The organism is Curtobacterium sp. PsM8, assembly GCF_030433875.1.
GTDB lineage: Bacteria > Actinomycetota > Actinomycetes > Actinomycetales > Microbacteriaceae > Curtobacterium.
This window is the reverse complement of sequence record NZ_JARUXD010000086.1, coordinates 1-12,872: the sequence shown is the minus strand read 5'-3', so window position 1 is coordinate 12,872 and position 12,872 is coordinate 1. Positions and strand designations below refer to the sequence as shown.

Genomic DNA, 12,872 nt, shown 5'->3' with positions numbered 1-12,872 from the left:
GGGGGGGGGGGGGGCGGGGGCGGGGGGGGGGGGCGGGCGGAGCCCGTCGTCCGTGACGTCTCCTTCGACCTGACGCCCGGTCGTGTCCTGGCGCTCGTCGGCGAGTCCGGCTCCGGCAAGTCCGTCAGCGCGATGAGCGTGCTCGGACTCCTGCCACCGCAGGCGCGCGTCGAGGGCAGCGCCCGGTTCCGCGGCGAGGAGCTCGTCGGCGCACCCGTCGAGGAACTGCGCCAGGTGCGCGGCGCCGGCATCGGTGTGGTGTTCCAGGAGCCGATGAACTCGTTCACGCCGGTGCTGTCGATCGGGACCCAGATCGCCGAGGCGGTCCGGGCACACCCGACCGCCCTCGACCGCGCCGGGGTGTCCGCTCGAGTCGACGAGCTGCTCCGGTCCGCCGGCATCGCCGATCCGGCGCGGATCCGGAAGGCCTTCCCGCACGAGCTCTCGGGCGGACAGCTGCAGCGCGCGATGATCGCGATGGCCCTGGCCGGTGACCCGGTCGCGCTCATCGCCGACGAGCCGACGACGGCGCTCGACGTCACCGTGCAGGCGGGGATCCTCGACCTGCTCCGGAACCTGTGCCGCGACCGCGGGCTCGCGGTGCTGCTCATCACGCACGACATGGGCGTGGTGGCGGACGTCGCCGACGAGGTGCTCGTGATGCGTCGCGGTGACCCCGTCGAGCACGGCCCGGTCGTCGACCTGTTCGCGCGCCCGCAGGCCGAGTACACGCGAGCGCTCCTCGCGGCCGTGCCCGCTCTGGAGGCGCGGCCCACCTCCGCCTCGGACGGCGCCTCTGCCGAGACTCGCGCTGAGCGACCGGACTCGCGTCCGACGGCCCGAGCCACGTCGCCCAGCGCGAGCGTCGCGGACGACGCGGGGCGCGCCTCCCGGCCGGTGGTCGCGCGCCTGCGCGACGTCGGCGTGCGGTACTTGCGCCGTGGCGACCCGACCGTGTCGGGCATCGACCTCGAGCTGCACGCCGGCGAGACCCTGGGCCTCGTGGGGGAGTCCGGTTCGGGCAAGACCACGATCGGCCGCGCCCTGGCCGGCCTCGTCCCGGTGGTCGAGGGCACCGTGGACGTCGACGGGCAGGACCTCCGCACCGCCCGAGGCCGGCGTCTCCGTGACATCCGCAAGCGCGTCGGGATCGTGTTCCAGGACCCGGCCTCGTCGCTGAACCCGCGGCAGAGCATCGGCTGGAGCATCGCCGAGCCGCTGCTGGTGCACGAACCGAGCGCCGACCGACCGGCACGCGTCCGCGAGCTGCTGGAGGCCGTGCAACTCGACCCGTCGTGGGCCGAGCGGTTCCCGCACCAGCTCTCTGGCGGCCAGCGGCAGCGTGTCGCCGTGGCCCGGGCGCTGGCGCTCCGGCCGGCACTGCTCATCGCCGACGAACCGACCTCGGCGCTCGACGTCACCGTGCAGGCCGCGGTGCTCGACCTGCTCCGTGACCTGCAGGACGAGTTCGGGTTCGGGTGTCTGCTCGTCAGCCACGACCTGGCCGTCGTCCGGCAGCTCGCCGACCGGGTCGCCGTGCTGCACCACGGCCGGATCGTCGAACACGGCACGACGCAGGCCGTCCTCGACGACCCGCAGGAGGACTACACACGCATGCTGCTCGCCGCCGCACCGGTCGCCGACCCGGCCCGACAGGCCGAACGCCGCCGTGCCTGGCGCGAGTGGGAAGGGGTGGTCGCATGACCGCGAACGTCGTCGACCGTCCGGTCCGTCCGACTCCGGGCTCCGGCACCGGCTTCCGCGCCGTCGTCGGACGCATCCGTCGTGACCGGTGGGCCGTGACCGCCGCGGTGGTCATCGCCGTGTTCGTCGTGGTCGCCATCGCGGCGCCGCTCATCGCGCGGATCAGCGGGCAGGACCCCTACGGGTACCACGTGGGGGCGCTCAACGACTTCGGCGCACCCCGCGGTCCCTTGGGCGGGATGAGCGCCGAGCACTGGTTCGGTGTGGAGCCCCTGACCGGGCGGGACCTCTTCGCGATCGTGACCTACGGTGCGCGGACCTCGCTCGGCATCGGGCTCGCCGCGACCGTGTTCTCGCTGGTCATCGGCGTGCTCGTCGGCGTCACGACCGGCTTCTTCGGTGGCTGGTACGACCGCGTGCTCAGCCGGGTCGTCGACGTCATGTTCGGGTTCCCGTCGCTGGTGTTCATGATCGCCCTGACCGCGATCGTGCCGACGTCGTTCCCGAAGCCCGTCCTGGTCGTCCTGGTCATCGGGTTCTTCGGGTGGCCGGCGGTCGCGCGTGTGATCCGCGGCCAGACGCTGTCGCTGCGCGAGCGGAACTACGTCGTGGCCTCGACCGCGATGGGTGCCGGACGCTGGCACGTCATCCGGACCCAGCTCCTGCCGAACCTCGCCGCGACGATCACCGTCTACGCCACCATCTCGATCCCGTCGATGATCGGCGCCGAGGCCGCGCTGTCCTTCCTGGCCGTCGGCGTCACCCCGCCGACCCCCTCGTGGGGCCGCAGCATCGGCGACGCCGTCGGCTGGGTGCAGACCGACCCGATGTACCTCGTCTTCCCGGGAGCCGCCCTGTTCCTCGTCACCCTGGCGTTCAACGTGCTCGGCGACGCCCTCCGCGACGCCCTCGACCCGAGAGGAGGCAGCCGATGACCGCGCTCCGCTTCGTGCTGTTCCGGGTGCTCGGCGCCGTCGTCGTGCTGCTCGTCGTCGCCGCGATCACCTACGCCCTGTTCATGCTCCTGCCGACGAACCCGGCGCGGGCGATCTGCGACAAGCCCTGCACCCCGGACCGACTGGCGCAGGTGCAGGCGTTCCTCGGTACCGACAAGCCGTGGATCCTGCAGTTCACGGCGTACCTGGGCGGGATCTTCACCGGCCGCTCGTTCGGCAGCGGTGTCTCGGCCGTGCAGTGCGCCGCACCCTGCTTCGGCTACTCGTTCCAGCTGCACGAGAGCGTCACCACGCTCATCGTCGACCGCCTGCCCGTCACGGCCTCGATCGCGATCGGTGCGGCGCTCCTCTGGCTCGTCGCCGGTGTGCTGGGCGGGACCGCCTCGGCGCTCCGCCCGGGTTCGGCGCTCGACCGCACCGTGATGACCGTCGCGGTGGCGGGGGTGTCCTCACCCGCGTACCTGATCGGGCTGCTGTCGATCCTGCTGTTCGGCTTCGTGCTCGGGATCCTGCCGACCAGCGGGTACGTGCCGCTGACCGAGGACCCGGTCGGTTGGCTGACGCACCTGGTGCTGCCGTGGTGCGTGCTCGCGTTCATCAGCGCCGCGATCTACGCCCGACTGACCCGTGGCGAGATGCTCGAGGCGATGGGGCAGGACTTCGTCCGGACCGCCCGCGCGAAGGGCCTGCGCGAGCGTCAGGTCGTCGTGCGGCACGGGCTGCGGACGGCGATCCTGCCCGTGGTGACGCTGTTCGGGCTCGACCTCGGCACGCTGCTCGGTGGTGCTGTCATCACCGAGAAGGTGTTCTCGATGCAGGGCCTCGGGGCGCTGCTCATCGACGCGGTGCACACGCTGGACCTGCAGGTCGTCGTCGGGTTCACGGTGTTCTCGGCGTTCCTGGTCGTCACGGCGAACGTCGTCGTCGACCTGGTCTACGCCGTGGTCGACCCGCGGGTGCGCCGCCGGGCGTAGGGCGGGCCTCCCGTCCTGCCGGTCCGTTCCGGCCCGCCCGCGGTGCCGACCGGTCCCGGCCGCCCGCGGAGCACGCCGGACCCGCACAACAGGAACCGGCCCGAACCACTGCATCCCGTGGTTCGGGCCGGTTCCTGTTGTGCGACGCCACGCGGCGCTGCCGCCCGCGCGCGACCGCCGGACGCGCTGCCGCCCGCGGCCGCCGCGGCGTCAGAAGTACGTGATGCCGTGCGGGGTCCGCGGCGGGGTGAGCATCGCGCGGAGGAGCACCGGCGCCGCCGGGTCCGCCGCACGCAGCAGCCCCGCGGCCGCGAGCGTCACCGGCGAGACCGACCCGATCAACAGCGCCCCCAGGTCGGCGACGTCGAGCGCGACGTCGGAGCCGGCCACGTCCGCGTCGGATGCCAGGCGGGTGACGGTGCCGCGGGCCTCCCGGACGTCGAGGCGGTACGTGCCGGACGCGTGGCCGAGCGTGTCGGTGACCGAGATCGTGAGCGAGCCGTCGGCCGCGTACGGGCGGGACTCGAGCACGGCGGCGACGTCGAGGACGCGCAGCCAGACGTGGTCCTCCTCGTGGTCGACGTCGTAGGAGCGGGCGTCCGCCAGCGCGGCGACGATCGGGTCGTCCAGACGTGAGCGCTTGTAGACGACGACGTCGTTGAGGTCGATGGAGAGCAGGAACTCCCACAGCGACAGGTAGGCGGCGTCCGTCGTGTACACCAGGTCGACGATCTCGACGCGGGTGTCCTCGCCGGTCTTGCCCTCGACGACCCGCCAGGTGACGTAGCCGTCGACCTCGTCGGAGCCCTCGGGGCGGTGCACGGCGGCGCGGACATCCTTCGCCTTCTGCCCGTCGGGGCCGAACTCGCCGAACACGATCGGCCAGGTGCCGGTGTTGCGGATCATCGAGCCGGGGGTGCGGGCGTGGAAGCGAGCGAAGACCTCCGGGCCGACGCCGTCCGCCAGCCACTGTGTGGTGACCATCACGACGGTGCCGGTGGTCGGCGCGAGGAACGGCAGCGCCCGGTCGCGGCGGACGTGCACGGCCCGCTCGCGGATCGCGCAGCCGAAGCCGAACCGGCGGTAGATGGTGCCCTCGGAGGCGGTCAGCGACGCGACCGCGTAGCCCTCCGCCACGCCGCGCTCGAGCGCGTGCGTCATCATCCGGCGGAGGATCCCGCGACGACGTTCGGTCGGGCGGACGGTCACGGCGGACACGGCCTGCGTGCGGACGGCGGAACCGTCGCCCCAGCTGAGGTCCTTCGGGAACCAGGTGAACGTGCCGGCGGGCCAGGTCTCGTCCACGGACCCGGCTGCGGGTCGGTTGACGTAGACGCCGAGGAAGGTCTCCTGGTCGGCGATGAAGTGCGACGCCATGCGAGCGGCGCCCTCGTCGGACTCCGGAGGCTCGTGGAACCCGACGCCGACGGCGTCCATCCAGGCGCGGGTGGTGGCGTCCGGCGCCCCCTGGTCGTCGGTCTGCGGGTGGAACTCGCGGAGGTCGTAGCGGTCGGTGGATTCGTCGTTGATCAGAGCCACGATCCGACCCTACCGGGCGGTCTCACGGCGTCTGCCGGGCTGCCTCCTGCGCGACGACGGCCGCCAGGTCCGGCATCGCCCGCATCTGCTGCAGCGGGCGGTGCATCCGCGGGTTCCGCCGGAGCGCCGGTTCCGCGCGATCCAGGAACGCCCAGTACCCGGCGGTGAACGGGCAGGCGTCCTCGCCCAGGCGCGTGGTCGGGTCGAACCGGCAGCCGCCGCAGTGGTCGGTCATCCGGTCGATGTACCGTCCGCCGGCCGCGTACGGCTTCGTCGCGACCACGCCGCCGTCGGCGTGCTGCGACATCCCGATGACGTTCGCGGGCATCACCCAGTCGGTGCCGTCGACGAAGACATCGGTGAACCACTCGGTCAGTTCGAGCGGGTCGTACCCCCGCTGCAGTGCCCAGTTGCCGAGGACCATGAGCCGCTGGATGTGGTGCAGCCAGCCGTGGTCGCGGACCCCGTCGAGGGCGACGGTCAGGCAGACGGCGTCGACCTCCGTCGCGTCCAGCTCCTGCCACCAGGCCGGGAGGCCCGTCCCCGCCGGGTGCGCCGGGCCGACTCCGGCAGGTGGTCGCGCCCCGAGCGCTTCGACGTCCGCCCCGTAGTCGTCCCCGAGCCACCAGTAGAGGTGCCAGACGTAGTCCCGCCAGCCGGCGACCTGCCGCACGAACCCCTCGACGCTGGCGAGCGGCGCCGCTCCCGAGGCGTGGGCCGCCAGCGCCGCGTCGATCGCCTGCCGGGGGTCGAGCACGCCGAGGTTGAGCGGCACGCTGAGCAGCGAGTGCGCCATCGTCCAGTCGTTCGTCAGCACAGCGTCCTCGTACGGCCCGAAGTCGCCGAGCCGTACCGCGACGAAGTCGTCGAGCGCTGCCTGAGCCTCGTCGGGCGTCACCGCGAAGCGCCGCCGGTCGTCCCGTCCGACGAACTGCACGAGGCCGTCGCGCTCCCACCGGTCGAGGTCGGCCCGGACCTCGTCGTCGACCTCGTCCTCGGTCGGCCACCAGGGGTCCGGCAGCCCGAGAGTGGTCGCGCCCCGGGGTGGTGGCTGCCGGTTCTGCGCGTCGAGGCTGAACGCGCCACCGAGCGGGGCGTCGTTCGCAATCAGCCAGCCCTCGCGTCGCCGGACCCGTTCGTAGTGCGCCTCCATCAGGAACCGCCCACCCCGTTCGGCGGCCCAGCCGGCGAACTCGTCCTCGTCGGTGACGAACCCGCGGCTCGGCAGGATCGTGGTGCTGTGTCCCCAGTGCCGGACCTGGCCGCGCTGGACCCGTGACGGCGGGTCGATGACCTCCAGGTCGTCCTGCCCGACGAGGGCGTCCCGCAGGTGGTCGACCCGGACGTGCTCGGCGCGGTCGCCCAGGTCCCGCACGCGGTGTCGCAGCGCGCTGAGCCAGAGGTGCGCCTTCGTCCGGTGCACCGGGCGTGTGGTGAAGAACTCACGGGCCTCGACGACGACCACCGGCCCGCCGTCGTCGAACGCCGGGCCGTACTGGCCGGGGAGCAGGAGGCGCCGCCGCACGGCTGCGGGGGCGGATTCGGTCACCCGGCAGACGCTACGCGGCAGCGCTGACGGCGGCTCGTACCCCTAGTCCGTTAGTCCGTCGCACCCGGCGGTGGATCGACGAGCAGCCCGACCCGGTCGGCGAGGTAGTCCGCCAGCGGGACGTCGGTGCCGGCGGTCGCGGACCACCGGACGCGGGGTTCGTCGTCGCGGACGAACAGCGCCGTGTCGGCTCCGACGAGCGAGGCGTCGAGGGGGATCGGCGTCGCGCTGTGGTTCACGGTGTCCCCGGGCGCGAAGTGTCCCTTCGCTGCCGCCGCCCGGTAGGCCCGACGGACCTCGGCGGAGACGGAGACGAACTGGGAGCGCCCGGCCTCGGTCACGCGGGTGATCGACCCGGTCGCCCAGACCTGGCCCGCGGTCTCGGGGGAGGACCCGAGCAGCAGCGCACCGACCCGCCACACCCGCCCGAGGGAGCGGATGGTCGGGTCCCGGCGGATGCCGAGCACGGGCTTGGGTTCGACGTACTCGCCGAGGGCCTCGTCACGGGCTCCGGCCGCGCCGAGTCGCGTCGCCGCGTCCTCGAGCATGGCCCGCGCGCGCTGCACCCCGTCGGTCCGACCGTCCGTCACCCGCCAGAGCCTAGACCGACGCCGGCCGGGGTACGAACGCCTCTGGCGAGCACGTGCCGTACTCGTCCTTCCGGGACGCGCAGGCGGCGCTCGCCGAAGCGGGTCACCCGACGTGGGAGGCCGTGCCCACCTGCTGCTGAGGACGTCGCCGGGTGTGGTCCACACCACGCTCGCGACGACGAGCGCGGCGGTGTCGACGGCGCACCGTCGACACCGTGCCGGTGACGATCATCACCGCCCCGTACGCCAGGAGCAGTCCGGCGAGCACCGGCAGGAGCCAGGGCCGCGACCCGTTCACCACCTGGTTGACGGTCCCGAGCCACGGCAGGCTGTACCAGAGGGCACCACGGATCTGGGCGGGGATGACGGGCTCGGCGTCGACCGCGTCGTTCGCGTCCCCACGGAAGACGAACTGCCGGGTGCCGTCCGACGAGGACCTGATCGCGACGACGCGGTGCGTGACGACCTCGGGGCGGCCGGACTCGAGTTGGTAGGTGACGACGTCACCGATCCGGACGTCCTCGGGCGCGACGGGTCGGACGACCACGAGGGTGCCGGGCGGCAGGGTGGGCTCCATCGACTGCGTGAGCACGGAGAGCGGGACGGACCCGGTGGCCTTCGGCAGGGCGACGAGGACGACCGCGAGGCCGGCGACCAGGAGCACCAGGCCGGTCCTGAGCCCGACACCGACCGCACGGAGGACCGCGAGTGCGCCGTTCCGGACCGGTGGGGCGGCCGGGCGGGCTGCGTGGCGGGCGCGGGGCGAGCCTCCCGGCCGGCGTCGCATCGACGGGCCCGAGGTCAGCGTGGTCATGCGCCGCACCGGATGGCCGGGCCGTCGTTCTGGGTGAAGAGCGTGATCGGGCCGTCCGCGACGACGTCGTCGGTCGGCTTCCCGGAGTCGTCGAGCACGCGCACGGTCACGGTCACGGTCCCGGCGTCGGGAGCGGCCGGTCGGACCTGGTCCGGCGCGAGGGTGATCTTGCCGAACCAGCCGAGCTGCTGGTCGCCGACCTGCACGTCGTCGACGAACGCGCCGTACGCCGTGGGCTTCGGGCGGTCGCCCTGGTCCCAGGTCAGCTCGATGAAGTTGCCGGCCTGGTCCGTGCACCCGAGTGCCGCGACCGTGTTGCCGGAGTTCAGGGAGAAGCCGCCCCAGACCGCCGACGACACCCAGCCGGCGTTCGTCGTCGTGAGGACGATGTGCATGTTGGTGGTCGCCGAGGCCGGGGCGCCGGCAGCGAGGGTCGATCGGATGCACCAGACCGCAGCAGCACGCGGTGCGAGGGACGAGGTCAGGCTCGGCAGCGACGCCCAGGTCCCGCTGACGGCTCCGGTACCGACGGCCGTGGCATCCGTGCAGTCGTCGGTCGCGGGTACGGGCCAGGCGACGACGTCGGTCGCCTGGGCGAGCGCCGTCGACCCCTCGGCGACGACGGCGGTGGTCGCCGTGGTGCCGGGGATGTTGCCCGCGTTCGTGAGCGTCACCGGGCGCGTGATCGACGGGGACGCGGGTGTGGAGGTCGTCGTGAGCGCCTCCGTGCCGGAGATCGCCGCCGCGAGCTTGCCGTTCGTGGCGCTCGACGCGGCGGTTCCGGTCGCGGTCCACAGCGCCCAGGCGACCGACGAGCCGCCGCCGACGAAGACGGCGACGAGGACGACGGCGAGCACGAGCCGGACGCGTGCAGTCACGGTGCCACCTGCGTCCCGGTGATCGTGACGGTGAAGTCGGTGACCGCGCCGGACACCGTCTGCGGTGCGTCGGCGTCGAGCACCATCTCGAAGCACCCGGTGGCCGAGGCCCCGACGGGGAGCGTGTAGTACCCGCTGCCGGTGTCGAACGCGGCTGGTCGGGCGGCGTAGCCCCCGAGCCCGGCACGGCAGTCCGCAGCCCGGCCGACGGGTGCCAGGCGGAGGGTCAGTTCGTCGAGGACCGCGCTGTCCGGCACCGAGGCGTACGCGACGTGCAGTGTGGTCGTCTGCATCCGGATGCCGAGCGGTACCGTCCCGCTGTTCCGGACCGAGAAGGACCCCGTCGTGCTCCGTCCCGGCGCCAGCGGCGTCGCGTACATCGCCGTGAGGGGACTGACGACGAGCGTCGCCGTCCCGGACCGGACGATGGACGCCCGCGTGGATGCGGTGCCGTTCCAGAGCGCGTACGTGCTGCCACTGCCGACCACCGCGGTGGCGACGGCGAGCACGAGCCCGAGGCCGACCGGCCAGGCCCAGCGCAGACGACGGGGCGCGCGGTGGCGTCCCGTCGTCGGCGTGGTCCGGCTCATGTGCGTTCCCCTGGAGGCCGTGGTCCGGCTCAGGAACCCGTCGAACCGATGGGGGTCTGCGTCAGCGTGAACGCGAGGGCACCCACGTCGACCGTGCCGCCCTGCCCGGTCGTCGCGGACTGCGGCAGGGTGATCGTGAACGTCACGAGGACGGTCGACGTCGCGGCCGAGGGCGTGACGGTGAAGACCGTCGGATCGGCGGTCTTCGTCACGGCGGCGGTGGACGACGAGACGTCGAGGGTCTTCTGGGTCGCCGCGAGCAGGTCGGCGTCGCCGGTGATGCTCCGCGGCGCGTAGGTGAGCGTCGCGCTGAGGTCGTCGCCGGTCGCCCCGACCACGAGGGTCTGCGTGAACCGGTACGTGTTGCCCGGCACCATGAGCACCGATGCGGGGTCGATCGGGTTCGAGCGGCCGTTCGTGAGGTCGGTCCAGGCGCCGTCGCGGTTCGCCGTCAGGGTCAGGGTGCCGGAGCTCACGGCCGTGGCGGCGCTGCTGGCACTTGCGTTCCAGAGGGCGAAGGAGCCTGCACCGCCGAGGAGCAGGGCGACACCCGCAGCACTCGCGATGGTGCCGGTCACGATCTTGTGCATGGTTCTGTCCGTTCCTGCGCTGGGCAGCGCTGTCGGTGTCTGGGGCGTTCGGGAGGGCCCGACGGGACGGTCGTCACCGACCTCCCCGGGTACGGGAGGGCGCGGCTGACCGGTGCCGGAGGACGACCCGTGCGCCCAGGAGTGAGGGATGCTCGGGCTAGGTCGTCCTGTCGCCGAACGTACCCGGGTCCCCCGAAGTGCGGACACGCCGACATCCGGTTGCATCTCCCCCAGAACGAGGGGGCCCCTGGGGGAGTCAGATCGGCGACGTGGGCTCGGCGACGTCAGCCCCGTGACCTCAGGTCAGGGCGCGTCGGTGGTCGTCCGCTGCCGGTGTCGACCGGTCGTGCGGCCTGCCTCGGCCGGCGCACGTCGAGCGGCCCGGCGGCGACGGACCGTCGACGCGACGCCCAGGGTGATCATCACCGCCGCGTAGCCGAGCAGGAGCGCGGCCGCGGTCGGGATCAGCCACGACCGGGACCCGTTCACGAACTGGTTGACCGTCCCGATCTCCGGCAGGCTGTACCAGACGGTCCCGCGGATCTGTGCGGGCAGGACCGGTCGGCTGTCGGCCACGGCGTTGTTGTCGCCCTTGGTGGTGAACGTCCGGCCACCGTCCGACGACGAGCTCACGGCGATGACCCGGTGCGTGACCACGGCCGCCTGGCCGGAGGTGATCTGGTACGTGACGACGTCACCGACCTCGATCCGGTCCGTGGCGACCGGCCGGACGACGACGAGGGTGCCCGGCGGCAGGGTCGGCTCCATCGACTGGGTGAGCACCGTCAGCGGCATCGACCCGGTGGCCTTCGGGATGACGATCAGGACGACGGCGAGTGCGGCGACGAGCAGCACCAGACCGGTGCTCAGCCCGAAGCCGACGGCGCGGAGCACCGAGACCAGCGCGCTGCGGTCGGCTGGCTGTGTCCCGGCTCGGCGGCTCCGCGAGCCGGTGCGCGGCGCACGTCCCTGCGAGGGGCGGGCCGGGTGGCGGCGCTGGTCCGGGCCTCCTGTCCGACGCCCCGCGAGGTGGGCGCTCACGATCCGCACCGCACGGCCGGACCGTTGTTCTGCGTGAACAGCGTGATGGTGCCGGTCCCCGCGTCGGTCGTCGTCGGCTTCCCGGCCGAGTCGAGGACGAAGACGTCGACCGTGACCGTGCCGCTGGTCGCGACGGAGGACGGGATCTGGCTCGGGGCGATGGTGACTCGACCGAAGTAGGACTGCTGGCGGTCGCCGATCTGGACCCCGTGGACGAACGCGCCGTACCAGGTGTCCATCGAGCGACCGGCCGCGTCCCAGGCGACGTCGACGTAGTTGCCGCCGTGGTCCGTGCAGACCAGGGCGGGTGCCGCTGCGGCTGTGGTCAGGGAGAACGTCCCGCGGACGGCGTTCGCCGTCCAGCTGGCGTTCGTCAGGGTCACGTCGAGGGCGACGTCGGCGCGTGCCGCGGCGGGGGCCGCCGTGCCGGCGGTCGACCGGATGCACCAGACGGTGCTGCCGCCGGCGCTGGTCTTCGACGTCAGGCTCGGCAGGGAGGCCCAGGTGCCGACGACCGCGCCGGACGCGACCGCGGTACTCGCCGTGCAGGTGCCGGTCGACGCGACCTGCCAGGCGCGGACGTCGACGGCGCGGGCGAGGGCGGTCGAGCCGCCGGCGAGGACGGACGCGGTGGTGCTCACCGTGCCGGCGATGGTGCCGGTGTTCGTGACAGTGACGGGCGTCGTCGTGGTGGTGCTGGTCGACGAGAACGCGGTGGTCAGCGCGTCGGTGCCGCCGACCGTGACCGCGATGCGACCGACCGCGACGCTGGTGGTGGTCGACGCCGAGGCGGTCCAGAGTGCCCAGGCGGCGGAGGACCCACCGCCGACGAAGGCCGCGACGAGCAGGACGGTGACGAGGAGTCGGAGGCGCGTGGTCACGAGGCCACCTGCGTCCCGGTCACCGTCAGGGTCACGGCCACCCCGGCTCCGGCCACGCTCTGCGGTGCGTCGGTGTCGAGGTCCATCTCGACGCAGCCGATCCGTCGACCGCCGGCCGGGACGCTGCCGCTGTCGGTGCCCGAGTCGAACGCGGCGACGCGGCCGGAGGTGCCGGCGGTGCCCGCACGGCACGCGCTGGTCGACGTGACGACCGAGTAGCGCAGGGTGACCTCGCCGAGCACGGTGGTGCTCGCGGTGCTGGTGCCGGTGACCCGCGCGGACGTCGTGACGACCCGGGTGCTCAGCGGCACGGTGCCGGTGTTCGTGACGGTGAAGGTGCCGGTGCTCGCCGCTCCGGGCGCCAGGGGAGCGGCGCTCATCGTCAGCTGGCTCACCGTGAGGGTGGCGGTGCCCGAGCGGACGGTCGAGGACGAGGTGCTCGCGGCCTGGTTCCAGAGCGCGTAGGTGCTGCTGGTGCCGAGCAGTGCGGTGACGACGGCCACGACGACCGCCACGACGAGGGTGAGCAGGGTGGGCCCCAGCCAGCGGTTCCGTCGGGGTGCGCGGTGGCGTCCCGAGGCCGTCGTGGTGGCGCTCATGCTCGTGTCCTCCTCGGGCGGTGTGGTCGTGCGGGTGCGTGCGGGCGGGGGGGGGGGGGGGGGGGGGGGGGGGGCGGCGCGCCGCCCCCGCGGCGGCCCCGGCGGGGGGGGCCGCGGGGCGGGGGGGCGGGGCGGGGGGGGGCGGCGGGCGGGCGGGGGGGCGGCCC

General features: G+C 73.6%; 13 protein-coding genes. 3 read left to right on the top strand and 10 right to left on the bottom strand.

Annotation, left to right across the window (positions count from 1 at the left end; genetic code table 11):
- From QCD68_RS15390 to QCD68_RS15380, 3 genes are all read left to right on the top strand, one after another.
- A partial coding sequence (locus QCD68_RS15390) for a dipeptide ABC transporter ATP-binding protein (protein WP_301223656.1) occupies positions 1–1,704 on the top strand: 1,704 nt, incomplete at its 5' end.
- Positions 1,701–2,639, top strand: coding sequence for an ABC transporter permease (locus QCD68_RS15385; RefSeq protein ID WP_301223655.1), 939 nt, complete (start codon positions 1,701–1,703; stop codon positions 2,637–2,639). The genes QCD68_RS15390 and QCD68_RS15385, both read left to right, overlap by 4 nt.
- Positions 2,636–3,634 (top strand): ABC transporter permease, encoded by a 999-nt coding sequence (locus QCD68_RS15380; RefSeq protein ID WP_111074753.1) that lies wholly within the window; start codon positions 2,636–2,638, stop codon positions 3,632–3,634. The genes QCD68_RS15385 and QCD68_RS15380 overlap by 4 nt, the downstream gene beginning before the upstream one ends.
- Before the next feature lie 210 nt (positions 3,635–3,844).
- Here QCD68_RS15380 and QCD68_RS15375 read toward each other — a convergent pair whose 3' ends face one another.
- The 10 genes from QCD68_RS15375 to QCD68_RS15330 form a co-directional block, all read right to left on the bottom strand.
- Entirely contained in the window at positions 3,845–5,173 is a 1,329-nt protein-coding gene (locus QCD68_RS15375) for a GNAT family N-acetyltransferase (RefSeq protein WP_301223654.1), read from the bottom strand.
- A gap of 22 nt (positions 5,174–5,195) precedes the next feature.
- Entirely contained in the window at positions 5,196–6,722 is a 1,527-nt protein-coding gene (locus QCD68_RS15370; protein WP_301223653.1) for a cryptochrome/photolyase family protein, read from the bottom strand.
- A 50-nt stretch (positions 6,723–6,772) separates the two neighbouring features.
- Positions 6,773–7,312, bottom strand: a complete 540-nt coding sequence (locus tag QCD68_RS15365; protein ID WP_290157397.1) for a hypothetical protein — start codon at positions 7,310–7,312, stop codon at positions 6,773–6,775.
- A 103-nt stretch (positions 7,313–7,415) separates the two neighbouring features.
- Positions 7,416–8,126 carry a signal peptidase I gene (locus QCD68_RS15360; protein ID WP_301223652.1) on the bottom strand — a complete coding sequence of 237 codons (711 nt, stop codon included), beginning with the start codon at positions 8,124–8,126 and terminating at the stop codon, positions 7,416–7,418.
- Positions 8,123–9,004, bottom strand: coding sequence for a hypothetical protein (locus QCD68_RS15355; protein ID WP_301223651.1), 882 nt, complete (start codon positions 9,002–9,004; stop codon positions 8,123–8,125). The genes QCD68_RS15360 and QCD68_RS15355 overlap by 4 nt, the downstream gene beginning before the upstream one ends.
- The gene (locus QCD68_RS15350; RefSeq protein WP_301223650.1) at positions 9,001–9,594 is read right to left on the bottom strand and encodes a TasA family protein; all 594 of its coding nucleotides are present in this window, start codon (positions 9,592–9,594) and stop codon (positions 9,001–9,003) included. Before QCD68_RS15350 ends, QCD68_RS15355 begins: the two co-directional genes overlap by 4 nt.
- A gap of 29 nt (positions 9,595–9,623) precedes the next feature.
- Positions 9,624–10,184, bottom strand: coding sequence for an alternate-type signal peptide domain-containing protein (locus QCD68_RS15345; protein ID WP_301223649.1), 561 nt, complete (start codon positions 10,182–10,184; stop codon positions 9,624–9,626).
- Positions 10,185–10,487: 303 nt separating this feature from the next.
- Positions 10,488–11,225: a signal peptidase I gene (locus QCD68_RS15340; protein ID WP_301223648.1), complete on the bottom strand. Its 738-nt coding sequence runs from the start codon at positions 11,223–11,225 to the stop codon at positions 10,488–10,490.
- Complete coding sequence (locus QCD68_RS15335) at positions 11,222–12,106, bottom strand: hypothetical protein (protein WP_301223647.1); 885 nt, start codon at positions 12,104–12,106, stop codon at positions 11,222–11,224. The genes QCD68_RS15340 and QCD68_RS15335 overlap by 4 nt, the downstream gene beginning before the upstream one ends.
- Positions 12,103–12,705, bottom strand: a complete 603-nt coding sequence (locus QCD68_RS15330; protein ID WP_301223646.1) for a TasA family protein — start codon at positions 12,703–12,705, stop codon at positions 12,103–12,105. The genes QCD68_RS15335 and QCD68_RS15330 overlap by 4 nt, the downstream gene beginning before the upstream one ends.
- Positions 12,706–12,872 lie beyond the last annotated feature (167 nt).